The following is a 26772-nucleotide window of genomic DNA, read 5'->3' as shown; positions in this document are numbered from 1 at the left end:
AACCCGGTCGGGCCGGGTTTCTTTATTGCTAGTTTGCTGTGGTTCGTCCACCTTTGTAAAACTGCCTTGCTTCAGGAAGTAATGCTTGTATGGCTTCTATTCTGCTTGCATCGCTCGGGTGGGAGCTTAAGAATTCCGGTGGTGCTCCACCACCTTGTTTTGCGGCTGCCATGCGTTGCCAGAAAGAAATAGCGCTATCAGGATTGTACCCAGCCATGGCCATGAAAATAAGGCCTAATCTATCTGCTTCACTTTCCTGATTCCGCGAATATTTAAGCATCGCCAGCTGACCTCCCAAACCGTAAAGTTGTCCGATAACCTGTTGGGTACCCTGAGATCTTCCGCCTACTGCTGCTCCTACCAATGCACCTCCGCCCTGTGCGAGAGTCATCTGAGAATAACGTTCTGCGGCATGCTGAGCAATTGCGTGGGCAATTTCATGACCCATGACTGTTGCAAGTCCTGCGTCGTTTTGTGTAACTGGCAATATACCTGAATAGACGGCCACCTTACCACCGGGCATACACCAGGCGTTAATATCTTTACTGTCTACTAAAGTGAACTGATAATTGTAATTATATTTATCACCGTAACCATTCGCCTGCATATAACGATTGATTGCTCCAGCAAGTTTATTGCCAACAGTTTTCACGCGCTGCGCGTTCGCTCCAGAAGAGATTACTCTTGTAGAGCGATCAGAAAGGAATTGCTGGTAAGCTTCTGAAGCTTGCTGTTGAAGGGTTTCATCATTCACAAGACTGAGCTGGCTTCTGCCAGTTAGCGGAACTTGTGAACAGGACAGTAGCACAGTGCTTATGGCTACTGCGCCGAGTAATTTTAATCTTTTCATAATTCTGTTTTATTAAGTTGGATAATTCTATTTCTTTTTAAACAGATTTACTTTAGATTCTTTACCCTTCAAAAGACGCTCAATATTTTTTTGATGTGTTACAAGGATTAGTACGCAAATACTCATACCATATAGCACTACCGAACGTATTGGTGACTGGAAAATAAATATTACACTTAACGGAAAACTGAATCCGGCAAGGATGGAACTTAGTGATACATATTTAGTTACCAACAATACAACAACAAAGGTAAGAACGCAAAGCATCGCTGCTTCCGATTGTACTGCTAATATCATTCCAAATAATGTTGCGATACCCTTGCCTCCCCGAAATCCGGCGAAGACCGGAAATAAATGTCCCATGACCGCAGTAATACCGAGGGCCAGTTGATAGTTTACAAACTGCACAGAATTTTGTGGCCCGGTAACAGACAATCCGATGAGATAGGCGAGGTTCGTAGCAGTGTAACCCTTGAGAATGTCGAGAAGCATTACTGCCAGGCCTGCTTTCTTACCTAATACGCGGAACGTATTTGTTGCTCCGGCATTCCCGCTTCCATATTCCCGCACATCTATACCGTAGAATGCCTGACCTATCCAAACTGCTGTCGGTATTGATCCAAACAAATACGCTAACAATAATGCGGAGACCGAGTATATTGATATCATTCAGGTACAATAATACTAATTCGTTAAGGTGTATCAGTTAAGAAAATTTTATTTAGTTGGTCTGAATAGCCTTTAAACTCATATCTAGGCTTTTAACAGAATGGGTTAGCGCTCCCATTGATACAAAATCAACCCCGCATCGGGCGTATTCAAGAACATTATCCAATGTTATTCCCCCAGACGCTTCTGTAATAAATCTCCCTTTGATTAATGCAACCGCTTCTTCCAATTTTTCAAATGTAAAATTATCCAATAATATTCTGTCCACACCGCCGCTGTTAATAGCCTGAATTAATTCGCTCAGATTTCGCACCTCTATTTCTATCGGAATATCAAGATTTTTCTTTTTCAGATAAGATTTTGCAGCTTCGATAGCTTTTGCAATACCTCCTGCATAGTCAACATGGTTGTCCTTGATTAGTACCATATCATACAAGCCAAACCTATGATTTACTCCCCCTCCTATTTTCACGGCTAGTTTTTCGAGATAGCGAAGTCCCGGTGTTGTCTTACGGGTATCCAACACTTTCGTTCCCGTGCCTTCCAGCAACTTTACTACTTTATTTGTTGTGGTCGCAATACCGCTCATTCGCTGCATTATATTTAGGACCAGGCGCTCAGCAAGTAAAATGGAGTGCACACTCCCATTTACGTGAAATGCTACGTCGCCATGTTGTACAACCTGGCCGTCCTCCATGAATATTTCCATTGTTAAGGCAGGGTCTACAATCAAGAAGATTTCCCGGGCAATTGAAACACCGGCTAAAATGCCAGTATCTTTAATAAGTAATTTTGCCCGCCCTTTATAACCCGGGGGAATAGTACAATTCGAAGTATGGTCTCCGTCGCCCAGGTCTTCATTAAGGGCTTGGCGGATAAATGTATGCAGCGCTACAATATTCTTATCCATTTAAATTGCTTGAATTCAAAAATAGAAATACTTATTAGAATTGCTGCAGTCTGTCGTGTTCTATTCTAATTTGTTTGATCAGAAATGCCTCATCATTACCGCTGAGTGAAATGGAAACCCGGAATTTGTCTTTGGAAGTTGACACAAGAAAAACTGCGAGCTTATAACTGGGGTTTGAACTTAAACGGTGGATGATCTTTAATGAAACAGGCTTATTTTTCGAGAAAAAATCCCTCATGATGAGTTCCGCTTGTGCTTTCGAATAGAGATTTTCCTCTGAAAGAATGTCTAACTCTAAAGTCGACGAAAACAGAGAGGCAATCTTTGGAGCATCCGCAGTATTAAAATATTTTGCCAATAGATCAATGACGTCAACCTGTTGCGCACTTGCCGGCGAAATAGCAAATAAAAGGGGAAGAAAAATATGTAGAAGTCTTGTCCTCATGATCTTTCGTAGTTGATACTAAAATTATGCCATAACGGAAATAATATGCAATATTTTGAAGTGCAGATGTATATTTGCATGTGGAAAATAAAAAAACAATACTCCTGATTTTGGACGGCTGGGGTTTAGGAAAGCACGATAAGTCTGATGCAGTATCTGCTGCGAAAACACCATTTTATGATCATTTAATAAATTCATATCCCAATTCGAAGCTGGAAGCATCCGGCGAAGCGGTTGGTTTACCCGCCGGTCAGATGGGTAATTCTGAAGTTGGGCACATGAACCTTGGAGCCGGCCGTGTAGTGTACCAGGACCTGGGCCGAATTAATAAAGCAGTGCATGAGAATGAGTTGGTAAATCACCCGGTCTTAAAATCGGCGTTTGATTATGCACGGGATTCCAGCAAAAATTTACACTTCATCGGTCTCCTTTCTGATGGAGGTGTTCACTCCCATATCAATCATCTCAAAGGTTTGTGCGATGCGGCAAAGCAAAATAATATAAAGAATATATTTGTGCATCCATTTATGGATGGCCGCGATACTGATCCAAATTCAGGTCTTCCGTTTATCCTGGAACTTGAAAATCATCTTCAAAAATCAGGTGGTGTTATCGCATCAGCAATCGGGAGATACTATGCAATGGACAGAGATAATCGCTGGGAAAGAGTGAAGCTCGCATTTGACCTGCTTGTCCATGGAGTAGGAAATTTAACCCAGGACATTTCAGAAAGCATACAACGCTCATACGACCAAGGTATCACCGATGAGTTTATTGAACCGATAGTTAAAATTGACAATGACGGGCTGCCAGTGGGTAAGATAGAGCCGGGAGATGTAGTAATTTGCTTCAATTTCCGTACCGACAGAGGACGGGAAATAACTACTGCGCTAACCCAAAAGGCCTTTCCGGAATACAATATGGAACCCTTACCTCTCTATTATGTTACAATGACAAGCTACGATGATACTTTCAGCAACGTAAAAGTTGTTTTCACAAAGGACGATCTGAAGAACACCCTTGGAGAAGTGCTTGAATTCAATTCAAAGACTCAGGTGAGGATTGCAGAGACCGAGAAGTATCCTCATGTCACCTTCTTTTTCTCTGGCGGAAGAGAAACTGTTTTCAATGGCGAAAAACGAATTTTGATACAGTCTCCGAAGGTAGCAACATATGATCTTATGCCCGAAATGAGCGCCAGGGAGGTGGGGTCAGCCATATGCCAGGAGATCGAGACGAACGCCCCCGATTTCGTTTGTCTTAACTTTGCAAATCCTGACATGGTTGGACATACCGGTATATTTAGTGCGGTGACAAAGGCTATTGAAACAGTGGATCAATGTCTTAAATCTGTAGTTGAATGTGGAATTGCAAACGGTTATTCTTTCATCATCCTGGCTGATCATGGTAATGCTGATTTTATGATTAATGAGGATGGATCCCCAAACACAGCCCATACTACTAATCTGGTTCCTTGTATCCTGATTGACACGGATTTCCACCATATTGCAGATGGGAAACTTGGTGATATTGCCCCCAGCATTCTAACATTAATGAATGTACCGATACCGGAAATTATGTCTGGTCAGATTCTAGTTTCTTAATGGTTTTCAAAAAGCTGGCCGTCGCTTTTCTGATACTCGCATCCTGCGGAGGCGCAGAGCAAGTGCGTAAAAGGAGATTTCTGGACATAAAAGGGTACGTCAGCCAGGAGGTCAAACGTCTTGAAAAACAAAAGGCTACTATTGACAAAACCGTGAGTAAAAATGGCGTGCCTGAAAGCCGGAAAAACCTTTCTCCTGACTGGAATATCGAGCTAGCCCTTTTTTCCGAATCAGATATCAATAAACCCGCCTGGATTGATAGCTACAGCGTAAATTTTGATGGCAGTAACGTATCTTATAATGCGCTGGACAATAAACTACGAACCCGCTCAATAGTCATCAAGAAAAATAAATCTGGCAAATTAACTGAACTTATGGTTGTAAACCGAACCAGCAATTACCTTTATAGTTCATCAGAAGAGTTACTATATATCCCCGATTCAATTTACCGGATTATAAAAAAGCAGGATGTGATTCTTCTGGGGAAAAATAATTACAAAATCTTCGGCGTTTTTTAAATATAATCCAATAATAGGATTTCCCAGGCGTTATAATGCCATTCACGAATATGCACTTCACTTTTATTATTTCTCTATTGGCGATTTTGTCATATATAGCTCCGAAGTTCCATCCGGGGAACTCTGAACAATTAAATAAATTTCAAAAGGAGTTGCTATCAAAAATAAATAATGTTCGTAAATCTGGATGCAGATGTGGCAGAACCTATATGCCCCCTGTTGAACCGCTGAATTGGAATGGCAATCTTGAACGATCTGCTTCTGCTCATGCCCAGGATATGTTCAGACGTCGATATTTTGCACATACAAGTTTGTCGGGCAAAACCATAAAAAATAGACTCGAGGATGCCGGTTATACCCTTACACGAATGCGAACATATGCTTTCGGTGAAAATATTGCCGTTGGCCAGAGATCTATTGATGAGGTTCTGAAAAGTTGGCTAAACAGTGAAGGGCATTGCAAAAATATAATGAGCAAAACCTTCAGAGAAGTTGGCGTTGCAGAAATTAATCGATATTGGGTCCAGGATTTTGGAATGAGAGTAGCGAGGGATTGATCGGAGGTCTGAAGTCAGAGGTCTGAGCTAGCGTACCTTATCTGACTTCAGACCTCAGACCTCCGACCTCAGACCTCCGACCTCAGATCCCTGGGCCTGATAAAAATGTAAAATATAGCTAGAGTCAATAAACCGACTGAAAAAAAGAAAATAGAATACGGTCTAAGAGTGTCGTCAAAAAAGAATTCGCCGATCATCCAAACAGAGTTTGCCAAAATCCAGGAACAAACTGCCAGATTGTGATAAAGTTCAGAAGGCACGGATTTCAATCTATAGGTAAGGTAAAAGGCCAGTAAGACTGTAGGAACAACCATGACCATACCAAGCGTTTTCAAATCCAAAACCCAGAAGGTATCTTTCAGAAGCCAGCAGGTAATATGAAGGTTTTCGAATTTGCGTACCGATTTTAACAAATGCTTTATATAGCGTAGAATTTTATTAAATCAAGGCTCCTAATAAAAATTGGCCTCTATATAGTGTATCCTAAATTATTAATTTAAATTCTTCATATAGGCTATGGCATCCGCCAATTGATTTGTAATATCCTTACGACCGGGTGTCAAACTCAGAACCTTTTCAAAGTCGTTAATACATGCTTTGAACGCATTTACAGCTCTCGTCTTGTCGTAAAAATTTGGAATTTTCTGGCCTTTCAAAACACCATAATCACGGTAAGCAACAGCCCTGTTCTGATATAATTTAACGTCATCCGGACTAAGATCTATTGCCTTACTAAAATCCCTTATCGACAAAAGAAGCAACTTTTCACGATCTGGGTTAGATAAACCCTTGGTGTCAGTTGCCATGATATTACGGGCCTTTCCACGATAGTAATAGGCACTATTTTCTCCGGGTTTGAGCGAAACCACACGGTTGAACGTAGTGACTGCTTTGTTATAGTTACCTGCGTGGTAATACGAATAACCAAGCATGTATAAAGTATTAACATCATTCGTATCAACTGCGAGAGCCTTTTCAAGACTGGAAACTGCACCTTTAAAGTCACCGTTTATTAGTGCTCTCTCCCCCATCTTATAATTAGGGTTCTGAGCAAACACGGTACTAACAAATAAAACTAAAAATAATAGAAGTGTATACGATCTCATGTGGATTGCGGAAATTTATCTCGTTCAAATAACGGTGTGCAGGATGATTTATTTTTAAATGTACTACTTTTAGTAAATACAAGAAAAAAAAACGTTCTTATTGCGTCAGGGCGTTACAGTGCAGTTCAGAATTTTTGTCTGTATATTAATTTAAATCTGACTAAATTCATGCATCCGGTGAATTGGCACATCACTTGCACTTTTATCAATTCCAGCTTTTTTAACTGTGATCAGATAACTTTACTGTCATTATGACGTTTTCCAAATTATAGATGAGTAATTACGACAACTTTGATTTTAACCGAACATTACCTTTAATAAATGAAGATACAGAATTCTTTCCTTTAATGTCCCAGGAGGACGAGGAGGAAATGAATAATGAAGAAACACCGGACATATTGTCTATCCTGCCATTACGTAATACAGTTCTATTTCCCGGTGTTGTTATTCCCATCACTGTTGGAAGAGACAAATCAATAAAACTTATTAAAGATGCCTATAGAAGTGATCGGATCATTGGTGTAGTTTCACAACGGGACGTCGGGATAGAAGATCCTACTTTTGATCAGCTAAATGAGGTTGGTACCGTTGCTCTTATTATTAAGATGCTGCAAATGCCCGATGGTAACACCACAGTAATAATCCAGGGAAAACAGCGCTTTCGCTTAAACGAAGAGGTTCAAAGCGACCCTTACATAAAAGCTTCCATAAAAAAGTTTGAGGAGCTAAGGCCAAAGCCTGATAAAGAATTTAAAGCCTTGATGGCTTCTATCAAGGAAATGGCAATGCAGATCATACAGTTGTCGCCGAACATTCCAAGCGAGGCAGGCATTGCTATAAAAAACATTGAAAGCGCCTCATTCCTGATCAATTTTATATCATCGAACATGAATGCAGATGTTGCTGCAAAGCAGGAGATGCTCGAAGTGGCTAATCTAAGAGAAAGAGCAAAGATGGTTCTAGGGCATTTAACCGTAGAGCTGCAGATGCAGGAGTTAAAGAATCAGATTCAATCAAAAGTGAGGGTTGACCTGGACAAACAACAGCGCGACTATTTCCTAAATCAACAGTTGAAGACCATTCAGGAAGAACTAGGTGGAAATTCACCGGATCTTGAAGTTGAGAATCTAAAGGCCAGGGGAGCGAAAAAGAAATGGCCAAAGGAAACCGCCGGACATTTTGCCAAAGAAATAGAAAAGCTGGCGCGTATGAACCCTGCCGCCGCTGACTATTCTATACAAATAAATTACCTGGAGGTTCTCCTTGACCTTCCTTGGAATGAATTTACAAAGGATAATTTTGATCTCAAAAGAGCAGAAAAGGTCCTTGAAAAGGACCATTACGGACTTGAAAAAGTTAAACAACGTATTATAGAATACTTGGCAGTGCTTAAATTGAAGCACAATATGAAAGCCCCGATTTTATGTCTCGTAGGTCCTCCGGGAGTTGGGAAGACTTCGTTGGGTAAATCTATTGCAAAAGCCCTGGGAAGAAAATATGTTCGCATGGCTTTGGGCGGCATTCGTGATGAGGCCGAGATCAGGGGCCATCGAAAAACTTATATCGGCGCTATGCCCGGCCGAATTATTCAATCCATTAAAAAAGCTGGTACATCTAATCCTGTATTTGTTTTGGATGAGATTGATAAAGTTGGAAACGATTATCGCGGAGATCCATCTTCTGCCCTTCTTGAAGTTCTGGACCCTGAACAAAATAATGCTTTCTATGATCATTATGTTGAAGTGGATTATGATCTTTCCAATGTGATGTTTATTGCCACAGCAAATTCTTTGAGCAGTATTCAGCCTGCCTTGTTAGATAGGATGGAAATTATTGAGGTTAATGGCTATACTATTGAAGAGAAGATCGAGATTGCTAAACAGCATTTACTTCCTAAACAAAGGGAGCAGCACGGGCTAAAGCCTAACAACATCTCCCTCAAGTCACTGGTCATCGAAAAGGTTATCGAAGATTATACACGCGAATCAGGTGTGCGTGGATTGGAGAAAAAAGTGGGCTCATTGGTAAGGGGAATTGCCACTAAAATCGCAATGGAAGTTGAATATAGTCCTGCTATAACTAAAGCCGACGTCGAAAAAATTCTCGGGCCTCCTCTGTATGATAAAGACCTATACGAAAACAATAATGTTGCTGGCGTAGTTACAGGCCTCGCCTGGACACAAGTTGGAGGCGACATCCTATTTATTGAAGCGAGCATAAGCCCCGGTAAAGGAAAGCTGTCGCTGACGGGTAATCTAGGTGAAGTGATGAAGGAATCAGCAACGATTGCGATGGCTTACCTGCGAGCTCACGCTTCTAAATTTGGTATTGATCACCGTTTGTTTGATCAGTGGGATGTTCATGTTCACGTGCCTGCTGGTGCTACGCCAAAAGACGGTCCATCTGCTGGTATAACAATGTTAACAGCATTAACATCTGCATTTACCCAGCGGCGTGTAAAATCCCACCTTGCAATGACGGGCGAAATAACCCTGCGCGGAAAGGTTCTTCCAGTAGGAGGTATTAAAGAGAAAATCCTGGCAGCAAAACGGGCAAATATTAAAGATATCATCCTTTGTAAGTCAAATCAGAAAGATATACTTGAAATAAAAGAGGCATATATCAAAGATCTTAATTTTCATTACGTTTCGGAAATGAAAGAAGTAATTGAGCTTGCACTGATTAAAGATAAAGTCAAAGACGCAATCAATCTGACTTATAGGGAACCCGTCCTTCCCGTTTTGAACTAAGCTAAATTCGCATTCTTTTTTTAATCTTTATTTCTACCTTTCGTTGCATTTAAAAATTAAATCATGAAGAATACTTACCTATTGTTGATATTATTGGGCCTTGCCGCTGCTGCGCAATCTCAAGATAAAATTTACAAGAAAGGTGGAGAAATTATTGAAGCCAGAATAACAGAGGTCGGTACAGACGAAATAAAGTACAAAATTTTTAGTGATCAGTCCGGACCCATGTATTCACTTGATAAAGACAGAATTATTAAAGTTGTATACGAAAATGGAAGGGTGGAAACCTATCAGAGTAATCTTTGCGACTTTTGACCTTTTTTTTGCACGTTTAATGCGACTATCTAAATTTTTTCTGTTTTTACTAGTTCTAATACCTAATATAAGTCTTGCCCAACAGGCAGAGTTCAAAAATGAATTCGGATTCAGAACTGATAATGATGCATATCTGGCATATGGTCAGGATAGATATTATACAAATGGATTGTTCATCTATTACAGACGTGCGATTGATCAGAGCAAGCTGAACAAGAGGTTTAACAAGATAATCTGGGAAGCGGAAGCCGGACAAAGAATGTATAATCCACAATCAGGTAACATTTCTGATATTTCCTTTGTTGACCGGCCATTTGCGGCTTATCTGTACGCCGGAGGCGGCGTCAATCTACTTTTCAATTCTGAAAACTCCTTGAAAATTAGTCTACAGGCTGGAACTGTCGGCCCCGATGCAAAAGGTAAAGAAACCCAGGAGCTGCTGCACAGCATTGTGGGATTTTACGAAATTAAAGGCTGGGAATCGCAGGTAAACGATGAATTTGCAATCAATACTACCATTGCTTACAAAAACATTCTTTTCAGAAGCGCGTCGGATCGATTGGACGTGGGCCTCGATTTATATTTAAATTTAGGTAATACATATGCCGGCGCTGGCGCCGGGCTTATGTTCCGGACGGGCAATATTAATCCGCTCTTCAATTCTGCAATTACGGAAAGTAGAGTCTCAAATAATAGCAAGTCAAAAGACCTTATCGAGCGTGAGATTTTCTTTTATGCTAAGCCTTTATTACAATATATAGCATATGATGCCACTATTCAGGGAGGATTATTTCGAGATGACAAAGGCCCTGTGGTGTTTGATGCGAAGCCTTTAGTATTTAGTCAGCAAGCCGGTTTTATCTATGCTAAAAAGCGCTGGACGGCTGATTTCTCATTAATATTTAAATCCAGGGAAGTCAAAAGTTTGGCTAAACCTCACCAATATGGTTCGGCAGCCTTATATTATAGGTTTAACTAATTAAAATTATTCCCAATCCCTCCGCCTATTAATCTTTTTAAGTGCTGTTGCTTGTTTATGCTTTAACCGCTTTTCAATAACACTTTTACCCGGCTTAGTTGCGCTGCGTAATTTCGGCAAGTGGAGAGCGTTATTCAGTAGAATTACCAACTTTTCCAGCCCCCTCTCCTTATTTCTTAGTTGACTCCTTTCCTCTTCAGTTATTACCTGTAAAACACCATCAGAATTTATCCTATTTGAAAGCTTTCGGGTGATGATTTCTTTTTGCTCCTCAGTAAATAGAGCTGAAATTTTGATGTTTATGTTAAGTTCTACTTTACTAGAAACCTTGTTAACGTTCTGTCCTCCTTTTCCGCCGCTGCGCGATGTTTTAAATGTCACTTCCCTCAAGAGGGCTGCTTTAGAAAAAATCATTTTCAAAAGTAATATTTTGAAAGAGCAAAGAACAAAGAGCAAGGAATAAAGATGGATTTGGCTCTCAAGACACGGGTATTGATCATATTGAAGGGCCACTCATCCTGATTCACGATGAATTTCAAGTCCTTGTTCTTTGCTCTTTATTCCTTGCTCATCGTTCTTGTTCTCATTAAAAAATAATTAGCAACTCAAATCCAAATCAAAGTTTAAATTTGTACCCAATGCAAAAAAACATCGTTATTGCCATAGATGGCTACTCCTCGTGTGGAAAAAGTACTATTGCCAGGACACTGGCAAAAAAACTTCATTTTATATATATTGACAGCGGTGCAATGTACCGGGCAGTAACTTTATATTTTTTGAGAAAGGATATCGCTTTGGATGATCATGATGCAATTGTAAGCGCTCTCGCCGATATACATCTAAATTTTCATTCCAGAGATTATCAAAGTCATATTACACTTAACGATGAAGAGGTTTCAGAAGAAATCCGTCAGATGCCAGTCTCCCAGTTAGTAAGTGATGTAAGTGCAATCAGAGAAGTTCGGGTAGAAATGGTCAGGCAGCAACAACGAATGGGTAGGTCGAAAAATATAATTATGGATGGGCGGGACATAGGCACGGTGGTATTCCCTAATGCAGACCTTAAACTATTTATGACCGCTGATCCAAAAATTCGCGCTGAAAGACGTTTTAAGGAGCTTATGTTAAAGGGTGAGCAAGTGACGATGGAAGAAATTTTCGAAAATATTGCACATCGGGATTTTCTGGACACAACAAGGGAAGAAAGCCCTCTTGTTAGGGCAGACGATGCAATCATCCTTGATAACACAACTATCGATCAGGAACAGCAGCTAGCATTTGTACTGGGATACGTGACGCCTTTACTTCTTAAAGAGGCTAATTAATCCGTTTCCTCATCAATGTGATCTTTTCGCAGATCATCAAACGATTCATGCATTTGTTCGTCAGAAGGCTTTTCGTGGATCAGGAACTTATTATCCTTATCCTCGGCGGTATCGTTTTTCTTAATATTTACAAGCTTTTCTGCACTTTTACTTGATGATGCATCTTCAGTATCGGCGACATTTTTCAACCTATCATCCGGTTTATATTGCTCTTTGCTCATGCTTGATTTTTATTACAATATAACCAAGCTGATGGGTTAATGTTTGGATGCATTGTTAGAATGATCTTATACTCAATAAAATAAAGAGTGAAAATGTTTTTTAATAAAAATGAATTTTTCTACCTTTGCAGTCCGATTTGAATCGGAAAAAGGAGATAAATTAATTAATGGCCAAAAAACTAGAAGCCGAAAAGGAGCTATCAGCTAAACAAGCAGAACTTCAGGGCGAAGAAACCACTACGGTTAAAGAAAAAGAAACTATTGAATCAGAAGCTGATTCAGTATCGATCGAAGAGATTAAATCCAAAACAATGATCACCCCTACCGGCGATTTCGACTGGGATGCGGATGATAAAGGTTTTGGAAATTACAGCGCTGCAGACCGTGAAAAGTTTGAACAGATGTATGCAGGAACATTTAATTCGATCGAGAAAGGCGAGATCATCTCGGGCATTGTCGTATCGATTAACAACAAAGATGTGGTATTGAACATCGGATTTAAATCTGATGGACTTGTATCCTTATCTGAATTCCGTGACACACCGGACTTAAAGGTTGGTGATTCAGTTGACGTATTTGTAGAATCGCAGGAAGATGCTAATGGACAGTTAGTATTATCCCGCAAGCGTGCAAAAACACAACGTTCATGGGAAACTATCAATGAGGCACTAGATCAAGACAAAATCATCACTGGTTTTGTTAAGAGCCGTACAAAAGGTGGTCTTATTGTGGATATTATGGGTGTTGAAGCCTTCCTTCCAGGATCGCAGATTGACATCAAGCCTATCCGTGACTATGACATCTATGTAGGTAAAACAATGGAATTCAAGGTTGTTAAGATCAACCATGAGTTTAAAAACGTTGTCGTATCACACAAGGTGCTTATTGAGGACGATTTAGAAAATCAGAAAACCGAGATCGTTGCTAAGCTTGAAAAAGGACAGGTCCTTGAAGGTACTGTTAAAAACATCACTGATTTCGGTGTGTTTATAGACCTTGGCGGCGTAGACGGTTTATTACACATAACTGATATATCATGGGGCCGTATAGAGCATCCCCGTGAGATATTAAATCTTGATCAGAAGATCAATGTTGTTGTTCTTGATTTCGACGACGAGAAGAAACGTATCGCATTAGGATTAAAACAATTAACTCCACATCCTTGGGAAGCTTTAGATACCAAATTAGAAATAAGCTCTAAAGTAAAAGGAAGAATTGTTACTGTTGCAGATTATGGCGCATTCCTTGAGATTACTCCAGGAGTTGAAGGCTTGATACACGTATCAGAAATGTCATGGTCTCAAAATCTTCGTAATCCTCAGGAATTCCTGAAAGTTGGCGATGAGGTTGAAGCTCAGGTCTTGACACTTGATCGTACTGAGCGCAAAATGAGCTTAGGTATCAAACAACTTACTCCTGATCCATGGAAGAATATCGGCGAACGCTATCCTATCGGAAGCAAGCACAAAGCGATAGTTAAAAACATGACTAACTTCGGCGTGTTTGTTGAAATCGAAGAGGGAATTGATGGTTTAATCCATATTTCTGATCTTTCATGGTCGAAAAAAGTTAATCACCCGAACGAATTCACTAAAGCTGGTGAAGAATTAGACGTGGTTGTTTTAGAACTTGATGAAGCTAACCGTAAACTAAGCTTAGGTCACAAACAGCTTGAAGAAAATCCTTGGGAAACTTTCGAGACAGTATTTACTCTGGATTCAATCCACGAAGGAACTGTATTGAAAGTAACTGACAAAGGTGCTATCATCGCATTGCCGTACGGTGTTGAAGGATTCGCTCCGACAAAACACATGGTTAAAGAAGATGGTTCTTCAGTTAAAGCTGAGGAGACAGCTGATTTCAGAATAATTGAATTCAATAAAGATTCTAAACGTATTGTGGTTTCTCACGCCCGCATCTGGGAAGAGGCAAAAGCTGAAGAACGTAAAGAAGAGTTCAATGCTAAGAAGAAAGAAGCTAAAGCTACAACCAGCGCTGTTAAAAAAGTGAAGGAATCTGTTGAGAAATCAACCTTAGGCGATCTTGGTGTATTGGCACAGTTGAAAGAGAAGATGGAAGGTGCAGAAAGCAAAGCCAAAAAAGCAAAGAAAACTGAAGATGATGCTGTTGAAGCAGCAAAACCTGAAGCTTCTGAAAAAGCTGAAAAATCGGCAGAATAAATTTAGCTTTATACTATTATCAAGCCCTCCGCGAAACCGGGGGGCTTTTTGTTACCCATCAAACTACCATCTTATATTTTTATTCATATGCTTCTGAAAACTTACGCGGACTTTATTCGCAAGTTACAGGCAATATACCCTATCCCCTCCGTAGAACGTCCGAAGAAAGTCCGAACAATCGCCCAGAAGATAAACGCGTAGTCCCGTCCCCTATTACGTCTCGTTTCACTGCTTTGTCTGGAATAAAAGGCCCTTTACCATGACGAAACGCGCACATTTTTTTGGACTATTCTTCGGCCAATCGCAGGGTATTACTTGACCTTTCAATTTTATTTTTTGCCTTGTCCCTGTCAACTCCCAACTTTCAACTGTCAACTTATTTCCCTATTTTTGATCAAATTAAAGCATTGATGCAAAACCTAACCTTGCTTGACGGTCAGAAATTCCAGATCACCATTCAGCGCCTTTGCCATCAGTTAATAGAAAATCACGACCTTTTTACGAATTCAGTTATCATTGGCATACAACCGAGGGGCATTTTCCTTGCGAAAAGAATTATTGATGAGCTTGAAATAAAGCTGCCGAAGACTAAAATTAAAAACGGGAATCTTGATATTACCTTTTTCAGGGATGACTTTCGTCGTAAAGATGGCTTAGTTCCAAGTCCGACGGAGATCAACTTTTTTATTGAGGGCAAAAAGGTAATCCTTGTTGATGATGTGTTATGGACCGGAAGAACCATCCGTGCTGCTATGGATGCGCTGCAGGCCTTTGGCCGCCCCGCAAAAGTTGAACTACTAACGCTTGTAGACCGGCGATACTCCAGACAATTGCCTATAGAAGCTGATTATATAGGGATCAAAGTGGACACAATTGATTCCCAAAAGGTTGTAGTTAGCTGGAAGGAAACTGATCAGGAAGACAAGGTAATTTTACTTTCAGAAAAATAATGGCAGAAAAAAGTCAAACATTAAGCGCAAAACACCTACTTGGCATTAAGGATCTTACGACAAGGGATATTGAATTAATTTTTGAAACTGCTGATACTTTCAAAGACGTACTTAATCGACCTATAAAAAAGGTTCCTTCCTTGCGTGACGTTACTATTGCAAATATATTTTTTGAAAATTCGACCCGCACCCGCCTTTCTTTCGAACTCGCGCAAAAAAGGCTGTCGGCCGACACCGTTAACTTTGCTGCTTCATCTTCATCAGTAAGCAAGGGTGAGACCTTAATTGATACGGTAAATAACATACTTTCTATGAAAGTAGATATGGTTGTTATGAGACACCCTTACGCTGGCGCAGGCGTGTTTCTGAGCAAACATGTTAAAGCCCAAATTATAAACGCCGGCGATGGAGCTCACGAACACCCAACTCAGGCTTTGCTTGATGCATTTTCTATCCGGGAAAAATTGGGAGATCTGAGCGGAAAGAAAGTTGCCATCATCGGCGATGTACTTCATTCAAGAGTTGCCCTTTCTAATATCCTTTGCCTCAAAAAACTGGGAGCCGAGGTAATGGTATGCGGACCCAGTACCCTGATTCCCAAATTTATACAAACACTTGGCGTTAAAGTCGAGCACGATCTTATCAAAGCCTTAAACTGGTGTGATGTGGCCAATATGCTCCGAATTCAACTTGAAAGACAAGACATAAAATACTTTCCTTCTTTGAGGGAATATTCTATGATGTACGGCTTAAACAAGCAAATCCTAAATTCTCTAAATAAAGAAATAATTGTGATGCATCCTGGCCCTATTAATCGCGGTGTGGAGATAACAAGTGATGTAGCAGACAGCAAACAATCAATTATACTCGATCAGGTCGAGAATGGGGTGGCGATTCGCATGGCCGTTCTTTACCTTCTGGCTAGCCAGCGGAATTAAATCAATCGGGCAAAATACCATCATCAGATTATTCCCGTTTATCTGTTTTCAACAGTTGTTAATTACTAATGTGAATTGCCTAATTAGCATTAGCTTAATTTTGAAAATAACTATTTTGGTTACTTATGCTCAGAAAATATATATTTAAAGCACTCCTTCTCGTTTTTGCAAGTTCTCCCGTTCTGGCTCAAAATACTGCTTGGTTTGAATTGAACCAAACTTATAAAAGCGGTATTGAACTTTTAGAAAAAGGAAAGTATGCAGCGGCTGCTGGTCAGTTTAGCCAGATTGAACAATCTATGCCTAAAACCTCTGTTGCAGCTGAGGTAACTCCAGAAATCAGCCTCCTAAAGGAAAATGCCCAATACTATCTTGCCCTGTGCGCACTTGAGCTCGGAAATGATGATGCAGAAGGACAGTTTTTAAAGTTCATAGCTAAGCACCCGGTGAATAGCAAAACAAAACTTGCATTCTATCAGGTTGGTCGATCTTACTTCGCACAAAAAAATTATACTAAAGTTGTTGAGTGGCTTACTAAGCTCGATAGAAATAGTTTATCCGGCAAAGAATCTGCGGAATATAGATTTAAGCTTGCATACTCTTATTTTGAATTGAAAGATTATAAAACTGCCGGGGAGTTATTTGCCCAACTCAAAAATGAGGAAAACGTATACAATGATCAGTCTATCTATTATTACGCTTACATTAATTATTTGTCAAAAAACTACAGAGTCGCTCTCACAGAGTTTGAACGGTTAAAGGGTTCTAAAGCTTATGAAAACAGCTATCCTTATTATATTTCTGCCTTATATTTTCTTGACAAAAGATACGACGATGTGATTAGTTTTGCAGTTCCTATAATTAAGTCTACCAAGCAATTGTATGAAACTGAAATGTTCAGAATTATTGGAGCCTCCTACTTCGCAAAATCAGATTATGCTAACGCAGGTTTGTATTACCAGAGCTTCCAGCAGAAGGACCTTGGCAAAACTCAAAACAACCAGGATAACTATCAGATAGGGTATACGTGGTTTAAGCTGAAGAACTATAATAAGGCCATTACCGAACTGGAAAAACTTTCATCATCAGACGAGTATTTCCAAAACGGAATGACCGCCCTTGGTGAATCATTTCTTAAGACAAACAATAAACAGGGAGCCCGTAATGCTTTTTTCAAGGCATCAAAATTAACTCTTGACAAAGAATTGCAGGAAGAAGGATTATTCAACTATGCAAAATTATCTTACGAACTGGATTTTCATCAGGTTGCACTCGACGCGACACAGCAGTTTATTAATACTTATCCGCGGTCGGTGAAGCTTGATGCTGCTAAGACGCTCCTTGGTGAAATTTTGTTGTCAACTAGAAATTACAAGGATGCAATCGACATATTGGAATCCATCCCAAACAAAAACAGGGAAGCTAAAGCAGTTTATCAGAAAGTGACCTATTACCGTGGCCTGGAATTCTATAACGAACGCGCATTCCAAAATGCAATTTCAGTTTTCATGCGTTCAAATGACAATGTTGCTGATACCGACATTGAGTCCCTGTCAACATATTGGCTTGCAGAAGCAATGTATGAGGTTAGAAAATTTGGAGAATCAGTCGAAAACTTCGAGAAGTTCCTTGATCTCCCGGCTTCCCGAAAAACAGAAGTTTATAATTACGCTAATTATGCGCTTGGATATGCCGCATTTGAATATGAGAGTTACCGTAAAGCTGCCACTTATTTCGGACGTTTTCTACAGGGAAATGAGATAGACCGCAACACTATTAACGATGCAGTGCTACGGTTGGCAGACTCCTACTTTGTACTTAAGGACTATGGAAATGCGCTTGTTTATTACAACCGTATCATCTCGTCTAATGCCGCCAGCGAAGATTATGCTTTATTCCAAAGAGGAATGATCCAGGGTTTACAAGGACAAAACGATGAGAAGATTGCAACTCATAAATCATTACTTCAGCAATTTCCCAGGTCGAATTACGCTGACGATGCAGGTTTCGAAATCGCATATACCTATTTTATAAAGAATGATTTTGAAATCGCGAAAAATGATCTGAGCGTCCTTATCGCTAAATATCCCCGTAGCAGTTATGTGCCGAGAGCACTAATTACAATCGGCCTTGTTCAGTTAAACCAGGATCAGGATGAAGCTGCTATAGAGACATTTAAACGGGTAGTGAATGAGTACGCAACTACTGATGAGGCTAAATTAGCGCTCGAGTCAATTAAAAATATTTATCTCGAAAAATCCGATGCTGAAGGCTTCCTTAGCTACGCAAATACAACAAGTATTGGTAATTTGAGTACCTCTGAGCAAGATAATATCACATTCCAGGCTGCAAATAATCGATTTTTAAAAGCAGATTATCAGGGAACTTTTGAATCAGTAAATGCCTATTTTGATAAATTTCCGACCAAGCCAATTCATGATAAACATGCAAAATTTATCAGAGCCGAGAGTCTTGTAAGGCTGAAGCGCCCTGATGAGTCGATACCTGACTATGAGTACATATTAAACGACTGGACGAGCGATTATACTGAACGTGCTCTTATCAGCATCTCTAAAATCTACCTTTCTCAGAAGAAATATAATGAAGCTATCGTCCATTTGAAAAAGCTGGAATTAACTTCTGAGTACCGCGCCCATTATGGTTATGCAATCAACAATCTGATGGAAGCCTATGCGAATATCAATATGCCCGACGAAACATTGCAATACGCCCAATTCGTACGAGATTTTGAAAAATCCTCAACGGAAGAAAAATACAGGGCTGACCTTTATTCCGGCAAAGCAAATTTGATAATCGGCGATACAGCTGAAGCGCTAAAATTCTTTAACCTTGTGGCCGACAAAACTCAGACAGTAACCGGGGCAGAAGCAAAATACAATGTAGCAAACCTGCAATATAAGAAAGGCGACTTTAAAATATCACTTGAAACAGCTCTTGATCTAACTAACAAAATGTCTTCACACGATTATTGGATTGCTAAAACCTATATCCTCATAGCAGATAATTATATGGGTTTAAAGGATAATTTTCAGGCAAAAAGCACTCTGCAGAGCATTATAGATAATTACGAGAGTGATGATGATGATATTTTGAAGACGGCAAAAGAAAAACTGGCTGCAATTAAATAAATTATATTAAAATGAAAATTCCATTTGTAACATATATAATTCTATCCGCAGCTTTATGCTTAACGGGAACTTTATCAGCGCAAGAAAAACCACAGCCGACTCCACCAACAGGTACTCTTACCGAAGAAATAGAAGTGGTGAGACCTTACAAGCCGGTTCTTGCTGACGCCGTCAAAATTCGACGAAGTCCAGATCTTAAAAATGAGCGACCTTATAAACCTTCCCTAACCTATAACATCGTTGATAAAAAACTTGAACTAAATTCCAATATCAAAGAATTGGAAGCTCAGAAAATGGCAGATGAGCAAGAAGTTATACTTAGTAATAATTATGCCAAAGGTGCGGCAGGAAGTTCAGGAACCACTTTAGGAGAGGTATATTTTAATACTGGGCGGGACCAGGCATTACAAGCTGGAGCATTTTTTAAGCATCTTTCCCAACAGGGAGATCAGGAGCGGCAACAATTTTCTAACCAACAACTAGGGGTTTTTGGGAGAAGTATTTCGAAGGCATTCTCCTTGTCGGGCAAGTTAATGTACGACCGCAGGTCCACTTTTTTCTATGGATATAATCCTTTGTCATCTACTGTTGCTAACATGGATAAGCAACGATTCGGGACAATAATTGGTCATGCAGAGTTGATGAATAATTACACTGAAAATTCTCCTTTGGATTACCATTTAGATCTCAATGCCTACCAGTTTAGTAATATTAATGAAGGCCGGGAAAGTACAGTTATAATTAGAGGCTCTATCAATAAAATGATAAACATGCTCAACCTTGGGCTTAACGCTTCCGCTGATCTTACGGGGGTTAAAGACGCAGCCTATAAAATTGGGAACAACATCATGAGGGCAAACCCATATATTAAACTCCAGGGAAAAGGCTTTCAACTAAATATTGGAGCTAATATCGTGCAGGAGTTTGGAGATAGGAACAGAACAAATATATTTCCGGCAGTTTCCACCGAAATACCGATAGTGACGGACTATGCAATTCTTTTTGGTGGCGTAAATGGCGACGTGCTTAAAACCTCTTTAAGAGATCTGTCTTTGGAAAATTCTTACCTCAATAAAGACCTTTCAATAAATAACTCTATTGAAAAAATACAAATCTACGCAGGCATCAAAGGTAACGCCGGCACAGAATTCGGTTATAAGGTGCAGGGCTTTTACAAAATTGTTGATGCTCTTTTGCTATTCGTGAATAATCCTGCTGTTATCAATCGTTTCGATGCCATATACGATAATAGCAAGATCTTTGGATTAAATGGTCAATTCAACGTTAAAGCCTCTGAACTCCTTAGTCTTACCGGAAAGGCTGAAATCTACAATTATGAACTTGAAAATGAAAAACAGGCATGGTTCAAGCCAAATCTGCGTTTGTCAACAAACGCACGATTCGATCTGAACGAAAAAGTGATCATAGATGGCGAGCTTCTGTTCCAGGGTGAGACTTCTGCCAGAACACCCGGCACATTTTCAAATCCTGTAAATGTTGTAAAAATAAAAAGCTTTATGGACGTAAGTGCGGGTGCTGAGTATAGGATCAACAATAAGTTAGGAGTCTTTCTCCGAGCTAATAATTTATTAGGCCAATCCTATCAAAAATATCTTTACTATTCCCGACTGGGTTTAACTTTATTTGGGGGACTTAATTATTCATTCTGATGCTTTGTTTTTGCTGCTTGAGAATTAAAAATTAACTTTACCGCCGGATGGATATTGGGTTTTACATTGCAGATTTATTACAGAAACAGGATAAAGTAAGTGTTTCTGGTCTTGGGACATTTACCAGACATAAAGTGCCGGGATCCTACGACCATATTAACAATTTATTTCTCCCCCCTTCATATAAAATTTCGTTCAGTGATGAAATATTTGATTCTCAGTCTCTGTCAAAATATATAAGTGCTAAAAAGAATTTATCTCCCTCCTCAGCAGAGTATTTCATTAAAAAATTTACTTCAGGTTTTCTCGATATCTTGCAAAGTTCCGGCATCGCTAAGTTAAATCCGCTTGGAAACGTTCGAAAGAATAATGAGAATCTGACATTTGAGGCATCGCCTGATTTCGAGATTACCGGCCAATCCTATGGTATGAAACCGGTTTCTGATCTTAAATCCTATACTCATAAGGCAACTGATGAAATCGCCCCTGAAATTGTTTCGCCAGGCGGTTTTATCGAAGACTTTATTACCGGACAAGGATCAACTGATGAAATAGAAGAGGGAGAACTTTTTTTTGAAGAAAAAAGAGGCAATAGCACTGGAATGATAATTCTAGGTGCTTTTTTATTTGCTGTCGTTACGGCCGCCCTGTTTTATATCTTAAATCCTACAACTAGAAATCTGGTTGACCGGATGCTTCCGGGCTATCATACAGATACTCCGATATCTAATTCCGGAAACACGCTCCCCTCCTCTCCAATTGTAAAACCAGACTCACTCAGTATGGTTCCCCCAGCAGTCGTACAAGATAGTAGCATTGGAGATTCAGTTACCAGAGCGGAGCAAATAGACAAACAACCTGTGGCTGTTGCAGGCACCAACAAAATTGAGATCATTGGTGCGACGTTCGGCAAGCGCAGCGAGGCTGAAGCTTACGTTATAGTAATGAAGAAGAGAGGGATTCAGGCAAAAATTGCTGATGATATGCCGGGAAGACTTTTTAAAGTCTCTCTTGCATCATTCTCAGATGACCAAAGTGCACAAACGGAATTAAACAGGGTCGTCAAAGAAGTTGAAAAGACTGCCTGGATTGCAAAATACAAATCAAAGAAAACCCAATAACAGATGTTTTTACTTCAAATCGATACACTTTCCCCGATTACAGATACAGCTGCTGCTGCATCATCGGCCGTGCAAACCATGCAAACAGCTGAAGAACTGAGATTTATAGACCTGTTGTTTAAAGGAGGTTGGGTTATGATCCCCCTTGCAATACTTGCATTCATTGCATTGGTAATCTTTGTTGAACGATATCTGACTATCAGAAAGGCTTCAAAAGATGAAATGAACCTGATGATGCAGGTAAGACAAAATATCAAAGCAGCCCGCCTGGAGTCAGCACTAGCGCTTTGCCGAAATAGCAATACTCCTCTTGGTCGAATGTTGGAAAAGGGCCTGATCCGTATTGGCCGACCTATCAAAGACATTGAAGGAGCTATAGAAAATGTAGGCAAGCTTGAAGTGTCCAAACTTGAAAAGAACATTAGTATACTAGGCATCATCGCGGGTATTGCTCCGATGCTTGGTTTTGTGGGAACAATTATCGGAGTTATCACAATTTTTCATGAGGTATCTGTAAAAGGAATTATCGAAATCGGCACTATTTCAGGTGGTTTGTATACTAAAATGATAACTTCGGCTACTGGCCTCATCATCGGTATTATAGCATATGTGCTTTATCATATTCTTAATATTATGGTCGATAGGATAATTCTTAAAATGGAAACTGATGCTATCGAATTTATTGATTTGCTGGAGGAGCCAGGAAAATGAACATTAAAAAACGAAAACGCGGTGTAGTAGAAGTGCATACATCAGCATTGAACGATATCATGTTTTTCCTGATGTTGTTTTTCCTGTTGGCTTCAGCCGTCGCCAATCCAAACGTCGTAAAACTATTCTTGCCGCGGTCGAGTTCGGGTCAATCTATTCCCCAAAAAACTATCAATGTTTCAATTACGAAAGACCTCGAATATTTTGTCGAGAAGCAGCCTGTTGCCCTTGCAGACCTTTACAAGAGTATCGAAGTTTACCAGCGTTCGGCTCCAGAACTCACAATAATTTTATATGCTGATCGTACTATAGCTATTGAAAATGTCGTGGAACTTACAGATATCGCCAACAAATTGAGAGTAAAGCTTGTATTAGCTACCGAGACAAAAAAATAATGCAGTACCAAAGAGAGGAAGAGAATAACTACCCTATGGCCTTCGCAATTTCAACAGCGATTATGGGGATTTTGCTGGTTATTAGTTTCCTTATTATCGCAAGTAGAGTTGAGCCTGAAGAAATTGGCACCGGTGGAATAATTGTTAATTATGGTACCGCTGTAATAGGAATGGGCGATGACTACATGAGTATCGAAGAACCCTCTACCGCTCCGGATGCAAATAATACTCCTCCCGATAAAGTAATAACTGAAAATCAGGAAGTGTCTGACCCAGTTTCTGAAGTAACGGATAAATCTATAGTTACGCAAGACGCTGAAGATGCTCCGGAAATCGTAACTAAAGCAAAAACGCCGGAAAAGTCGCCTTCGGTTAGCTTGCCCGCAAAGGAAAATAAACCCACTGTTAACCAAAATGCCCTTTATAAAGGAAAGAAAAATGACGGGAAAGGTGCTGGTGACGGTACAGGGGATACTCCGGGGAACCAAGGTAGCAAAGACGGTGACCCACTATCTCCAGACTACGGTGAAGGCGGTTCCGGCTTTGGCGGAGTAGCATTGGATCTAAAAAGCAGAAGATTTACGAACCTTAATGTTCCAAAGGATGATGGTCAGAAGTACGGACGTGTCGCTGTAAGGATTTATGTGGATAAGAATGGAGTAGTTGTTAAAGCTACACCGGGCGTTAAAGGGACCACACTTTCCGATAAAGCCATTTGGGAAAAATGCAGGCTTGCTCTCATGGGTGCATCACTTAATAAACTCGAATCGGCACCAGAAACGCAAATCGGGGTGGTCATGTTCAACTTTAAGGTAAAATAGTCCTCGTCCTGTGGGGAAAATCATTATGGCAGCAAGCAAATCTAATTCTTCACAGCCAGTCATTGGCTTCCAAAACTACAAGGAAACCCTTGATTATCTGTATGAACGACTTCCTATGTTTACCAGGATTGGTCCCGCTGCGTTAAAACCCGATTTAACAAATACCATTGAGCTGTGCAGACGTCTGAATAACCCTCACCACAAGTTCAAAAGTATTCATATTGCAGGAACCAACGGAAAAGGATCAACCTCTCATATGCTTGCCGCGATATTGCAGACAGCAGGATATAAAACAGGATTATATACATCTCCGCACTTGAAAGATTTCAGAGAACGTGTGCGGCTAAACGGGGTAATGGTCCCGGAAGATTTTGTACTAAAATTTGTTAATAGTCAACGTAGCAACATTGAGGAAATCGACCCTTCGTTTTTTGAAGTTACCGTTGCACTAGCATTTGACTTTTTTGCTCAAAACGATGTTGATATTGCTGTAATTGAGGTTGGATTAGGCGGCAGGTTGGATTCTACGAATATCATATCCCCATTGGTTTCCATCATAACCAATATTGGATATGATCATATGAATCTACTGGGCAATACATTAGCTGAAATAGCCTCCGAAAAAGCGGGAATAATCAAACCTGGAATTCCGGTTGTTATTGGAGAACGGCATGTGGAAACTTCCCCGATCTTCCAGCAAAAAGCTGAGGAAACCCAGTCTGATTTGAGTTTTGCCTGCGATGAATGGGTAATAGCCAAATCTGACATTCAGGGTACTAATGAATATTTACGTGTCCATGTGAAAAACACTTCACTGAAATTTTCGGAAGAGAACACCCTTGTGCTGGATTTGGATCTCACAGGTTCATACCAATTAAAAAATTTGGTAACAGTACTTAATTCAGTAGCAGAATTACGAAAAGCAGGTTTTACCATCTCCGATGATCAAGTAAAAAAAGCCCTCAAACGGGTCAAAGAACTCACTGGACTGGCTGGGAGGTGGCAGATTATCAATCAGAGACCTTTGATCATTTGCGACACGGGGCACAATGAGGATGGCATCCGTGAAGTATTGAAGAATTTCGATAATTATCCCCATAATAAGCTTCACATGGTTATCGGAATGGTTAAAGACAAAGATATCAGCAAAATTCTTGCGCTGCTTCCCCAAAAAGCAAGCTACTACTTTTGCAGCCCCAACATTCCCAGGGCTAAATCTGCCGTGGAATTAAAAGAAGAAGCTTCTGTTTTCGGTTTAATTGGAAATAGTTTCGGAAGTGTGTTCTTAGCATTGGAAATGGCTAAAAAAAATGCTTCTAAAAATGATCTTATTTTTGTGGGGGGGAGCACCTTTGTAGTTGCGGAGGTTATCTGAAGTCAGAAGTCTGAGGTCTGAGGTCTGAAGTCTGAGGTCTGAGGTCTGAGCTGGTCGGATAAACTGTCGAATAGTTAAGAATGCGGATGTCGAATTCATCAGACCTCCTACCTCTGACCTCCGACCCCAGACCTCCGACATTAGTTTATGGAATATTTTAATTTTCATCATCAACTATATAATAAACCTTATAGCTGAACTGATGATGAAATTTACTGAAAATTTATACACGACCCAGTGGCTGGATCTTGTATTCCAAAATCGAAACAAATCTTATGGTGCTTATCAATTAAGGAAACACAACAACGAGACAACAACGAAGGCATTTGTTTATGCCTGCATTCTACTATCTTCAATGATCATCCTGCCTTGGGTTTATGGGCAGATGCGGCGAACTATGCCTGTAATCGAAATTCCCCAGCTTCCTGACCCGGTAGAAGTGAATTTGACCAGGATTGAGGAAAAAAGACCAGTAGCCCCACCACCTGTTCAGCCCCCGGCACCGCAAGTGCCTCTACAAAGTATACAATATACCAATATGGTAGTAGCCCCGGCTGACCAAACAACTATTGAGCCTCCAAATCAGACCCAAATTGCACAATCAGTGATCAGCACGGTAACTGCAGCAGGAGCGGATGCCACAGGTAGAAATCAGGTAGAAATTCCGGCTGGAGCGGCGGGAGGAAATGGCGTAACGGAAATTCCATCAGAAACTACCATATTTTCTATTGATGCAATTGAATCCTACCCGGAATTCCCTGGCGGTCAGGAAGCATTTATAAAATTTCTTCGCAGAAACTTAAAATACCCGGGAATGGCAGTCGAATCTGGCATCCAGGGAAAAGTGATTTTGAGTTTCGTTATTGAGCGAAATGGCGAATTGTCGCATATTAAGGTTATCCGGGGAATTGGAAGCGGGTGTGATGAAGAAGCAATCCGGGTTCTTACAAAATCTCCTCAGTGGAAACCCGGCATCCAGAATGATCAAAAAGTTAGAGTAGCTTATACCCTGCCCATCAACTTTTCGCTCTCTAACTAAACCATCAATAAAAAGGGCCTGAATTACTACATGTAATTCAGGCCTCCCATAATTCTCCTAACTTCGTAACTTGACAAGTTTCCTCAGACCTCAGACCTCAGACCTCAGACCTCAGACCTCAGACCTCAGACCTCAGACCTCAGACCTCAGACCTCAGACCTCAGACCTCAGACC

At 40.3% G+C, this 26772-nt stretch carries 25 protein-coding genes; 18 read left to right on the top strand and 7 right to left on the bottom strand.

Annotated elements, in window-relative coordinates; translation table 11 throughout:
- Positions 1-28: 28 nt before the first annotated feature.
- From ACLL8Z_RS08790 to ACLL8Z_RS08775, 4 genes are read right to left on the bottom strand one after another with little or no spacing between them, the layout of a single operon-like run.
- A complete protein-coding gene (locus ACLL8Z_RS08790) occupies positions 29-850 on the bottom strand; it encodes a M48 family metallopeptidase (protein WP_411274400.1) in 822 nt (273 codons plus the stop codon).
- 27 nt (positions 851-877) lie between these two features.
- On the bottom strand, positions 878-1519 hold the full coding sequence (plsY, locus tag ACLL8Z_RS08785; protein WP_411274399.1) for a glycerol-3-phosphate 1-O-acyltransferase PlsY: 642 nt from the start codon (positions 1517-1519) through the stop codon (positions 878-880).
- Between the two features lie 52 nt (positions 1520-1571).
- The gene (nadC, locus tag ACLL8Z_RS08780) at positions 1572-2429 is read right to left on the bottom strand and encodes a carboxylating nicotinate-nucleotide diphosphorylase (protein WP_411274398.1); all 858 of its coding nucleotides are present in this window, start codon (positions 2427-2429) and stop codon (positions 1572-1574) included.
- Between the two features lie 34 nt (positions 2430-2463).
- The gene (locus ACLL8Z_RS08775) at positions 2464-2874 is read right to left on the bottom strand and encodes a DUF4783 domain-containing protein (protein WP_411274397.1); all 411 of its coding nucleotides are present in this window, start codon (positions 2872-2874) and stop codon (positions 2464-2466) included.
- Between the two features lie 80 nt (positions 2875-2954).
- Here ACLL8Z_RS08775 and gpmI point away from each other — a divergent pair, with 80 nt between their 5' ends.
- The 3 genes from gpmI to ACLL8Z_RS08760 are packed head-to-tail and all read left to right on the top strand — an operon-like array spanning position 2955 to position 5553.
- Positions 2955-4478 carry a 2,3-bisphosphoglycerate-independent phosphoglycerate mutase gene (gene gpmI / locus ACLL8Z_RS08770; RefSeq protein WP_411274396.1) on the top strand — a complete coding sequence of 508 codons (1524 nt, stop codon included), beginning with the start codon at positions 2955-2957 and terminating at the stop codon, positions 4476-4478.
- A complete protein-coding gene (locus tag ACLL8Z_RS08765; RefSeq protein WP_411274395.1) occupies positions 4478-4996 on the top strand; it encodes a hypothetical protein in 519 nt (172 codons plus the stop codon). The genes gpmI and ACLL8Z_RS08765 overlap by 1 nt, the downstream gene beginning before the upstream one ends.
- A 35-nt stretch (positions 4997-5031) precedes the next feature.
- Entirely contained in the window at positions 5032-5553 is a 522-nt protein-coding gene (locus tag ACLL8Z_RS08760) for a CAP domain-containing protein (RefSeq protein WP_411274394.1), read from the top strand.
- Between the two features lie 491 nt (positions 5554-6044).
- Here the strand turns inward: ACLL8Z_RS08760 and ACLL8Z_RS08755 are convergent, their stop codons facing one another.
- The gene (locus ACLL8Z_RS08755) at positions 6045-6659 is read right to left on the bottom strand and encodes a tetratricopeptide repeat protein (protein ID WP_411274393.1); all 615 of its coding nucleotides are present in this window, start codon (positions 6657-6659) and stop codon (positions 6045-6047) included.
- Between the two features lie 272 nt (positions 6660-6931).
- Here ACLL8Z_RS08755 and lon point away from each other — a divergent pair, with 272 nt between their 5' ends.
- The 3 genes from lon (at position 6932) to ACLL8Z_RS08740 (ending at position 10703) form a co-directional block, all read left to right on the top strand.
- Complete coding sequence (lon, locus tag ACLL8Z_RS08750) at positions 6932-9409, top strand: endopeptidase La (RefSeq protein WP_411274392.1); 2478 nt, start codon at positions 6932-6934, stop codon at positions 9407-9409.
- Between the two features lie 63 nt (positions 9410-9472).
- Positions 9473-9724, top strand: coding sequence for a hypothetical protein (locus ACLL8Z_RS08745; protein ID WP_411274391.1), 252 nt, complete (start codon positions 9473-9475; stop codon positions 9722-9724).
- Positions 9725-9743: 19 nt separating this feature from the next.
- A complete protein-coding gene (locus ACLL8Z_RS08740) occupies positions 9744-10703 on the top strand; it encodes a lipid A deacylase LpxR family protein (RefSeq protein WP_411274390.1) in 960 nt (319 codons plus the stop codon).
- Between the two features lie 6 nt (positions 10704-10709).
- Here the strand turns inward: ACLL8Z_RS08740 and arfB are convergent, their stop codons facing one another.
- On the bottom strand, positions 10710-11117 hold the full coding sequence (arfB, locus tag ACLL8Z_RS08735) for an alternative ribosome rescue aminoacyl-tRNA hydrolase ArfB (RefSeq protein ID WP_411274422.1): 408 nt from the start codon (positions 11115-11117) through the stop codon (positions 10710-10712).
- 224 nt (positions 11118-11341) lie between these two features.
- Here arfB and cmk point away from each other — a divergent pair, with 224 nt between their 5' ends.
- The gene (cmk, locus tag ACLL8Z_RS08730; RefSeq protein ID WP_411274389.1) at positions 11342-12028 is read left to right on the top strand and encodes a (d)CMP kinase; all 687 of its coding nucleotides are present in this window, start codon (positions 11342-11344) and stop codon (positions 12026-12028) included.
- Here the strand turns inward: cmk and ACLL8Z_RS08725 are convergent.
- The gene (locus ACLL8Z_RS08725; RefSeq protein ID WP_411274388.1) at positions 12025-12249 is read right to left on the bottom strand and encodes a hypothetical protein; all 225 of its coding nucleotides are present in this window, start codon (positions 12247-12249) and stop codon (positions 12025-12027) included. The two genes, cmk and ACLL8Z_RS08725, sit on opposite strands and share 4 nt — an antisense overlap.
- Before the next feature lie 167 nt (positions 12250-12416).
- On the opposite strand from ACLL8Z_RS08725, the gene rpsA reads away from it, so the two are divergent.
- From rpsA to ACLL8Z_RS08670, 11 genes are all read left to right on the top strand, one after another.
- Entirely contained in the window at positions 12417-14429 is a 2013-nt protein-coding gene (gene rpsA / locus ACLL8Z_RS08720) for a 30S ribosomal protein S1 (protein ID WP_411274387.1), read from the top strand.
- A 410-nt stretch (positions 14430-14839) separates the two neighbouring features.
- On the top strand, positions 14840-15379 hold the full coding sequence (gene pyrR, locus ACLL8Z_RS08715) for a bifunctional pyr operon transcriptional regulator/uracil phosphoribosyltransferase PyrR (protein WP_411274386.1): 540 nt from the start codon (positions 14840-14842) through the stop codon (positions 15377-15379).
- Positions 15379-16317 carry an aspartate carbamoyltransferase catalytic subunit gene (locus ACLL8Z_RS08710; protein WP_411274385.1) on the top strand — a complete coding sequence of 313 codons (939 nt, stop codon included), beginning with the start codon at positions 15379-15381 and terminating at the stop codon, positions 16315-16317. The genes pyrR and ACLL8Z_RS08710 overlap by 1 nt, the downstream gene beginning before the upstream one ends.
- A 125-nt stretch (positions 16318-16442) precedes the next feature.
- Positions 16443-19466, top strand: coding sequence for a tetratricopeptide repeat protein (locus ACLL8Z_RS08705; protein ID WP_411274384.1), 3024 nt, complete (start codon positions 16443-16445; stop codon positions 19464-19466).
- 11 nt (positions 19467-19477) lie between these two features.
- On the top strand, positions 19478-21136 hold the full coding sequence (locus ACLL8Z_RS08700) for a TonB-dependent receptor (protein ID WP_411274383.1): 1659 nt from the start codon (positions 19478-19480) through the stop codon (positions 21134-21136).
- 47 nt (positions 21137-21183) lie between these two features.
- Positions 21184-22257 carry a hypothetical protein gene (locus tag ACLL8Z_RS08695; protein WP_411274382.1) on the top strand — a complete coding sequence of 358 codons (1074 nt, stop codon included), beginning with the start codon at positions 21184-21186 and terminating at the stop codon, positions 22255-22257.
- 3 nt (positions 22258-22260) lie between these two features.
- Entirely contained in the window at positions 22261-22968 is a 708-nt protein-coding gene (locus ACLL8Z_RS08690) for a MotA/TolQ/ExbB proton channel family protein (protein WP_411274381.1), read from the top strand.
- Positions 22965-23363, top strand: a complete 399-nt coding sequence (locus ACLL8Z_RS08685) for an ExbD/TolR family protein (protein ID WP_411274380.1) — start codon at positions 22965-22967, stop codon at positions 23361-23363. Before ACLL8Z_RS08690 ends, ACLL8Z_RS08685 begins: the two co-directional genes overlap by 4 nt.
- A complete protein-coding gene (locus ACLL8Z_RS08680) occupies positions 23363-24184 on the top strand; it encodes an energy transducer TonB (protein WP_411274379.1) in 822 nt (273 codons plus the stop codon). The genes ACLL8Z_RS08685 and ACLL8Z_RS08680 overlap by 1 nt, the downstream gene beginning before the upstream one ends.
- A gap of 115 nt (positions 24185-24299) precedes the next feature.
- Positions 24300-25559 (top strand): bifunctional folylpolyglutamate synthase/dihydrofolate synthase, encoded by a 1260-nt coding sequence (locus tag ACLL8Z_RS08675; RefSeq protein WP_411274421.1) that lies wholly within the window; start codon positions 24300-24302, stop codon positions 25557-25559.
- A 202-nt stretch (positions 25560-25761) separates the two neighbouring features.
- Complete coding sequence (locus ACLL8Z_RS08670) at positions 25762-26598, top strand: energy transducer TonB (protein WP_411274378.1); 837 nt, start codon at positions 25762-25764, stop codon at positions 26596-26598.
- Positions 26599-26772 lie beyond the last annotated feature (174 nt).

This window comes from Daejeonella sp., from assembly GCF_046590655.1.
Taxonomy (GTDB): Bacteria; Bacteroidota; Bacteroidia; order Sphingobacteriales; family Sphingobacteriaceae; genus Daejeonella.
The sequence above is the reverse complement of the archived record's forward strand: the minus strand, read 5'-3'. Positions and strand labels throughout refer to the sequence as shown.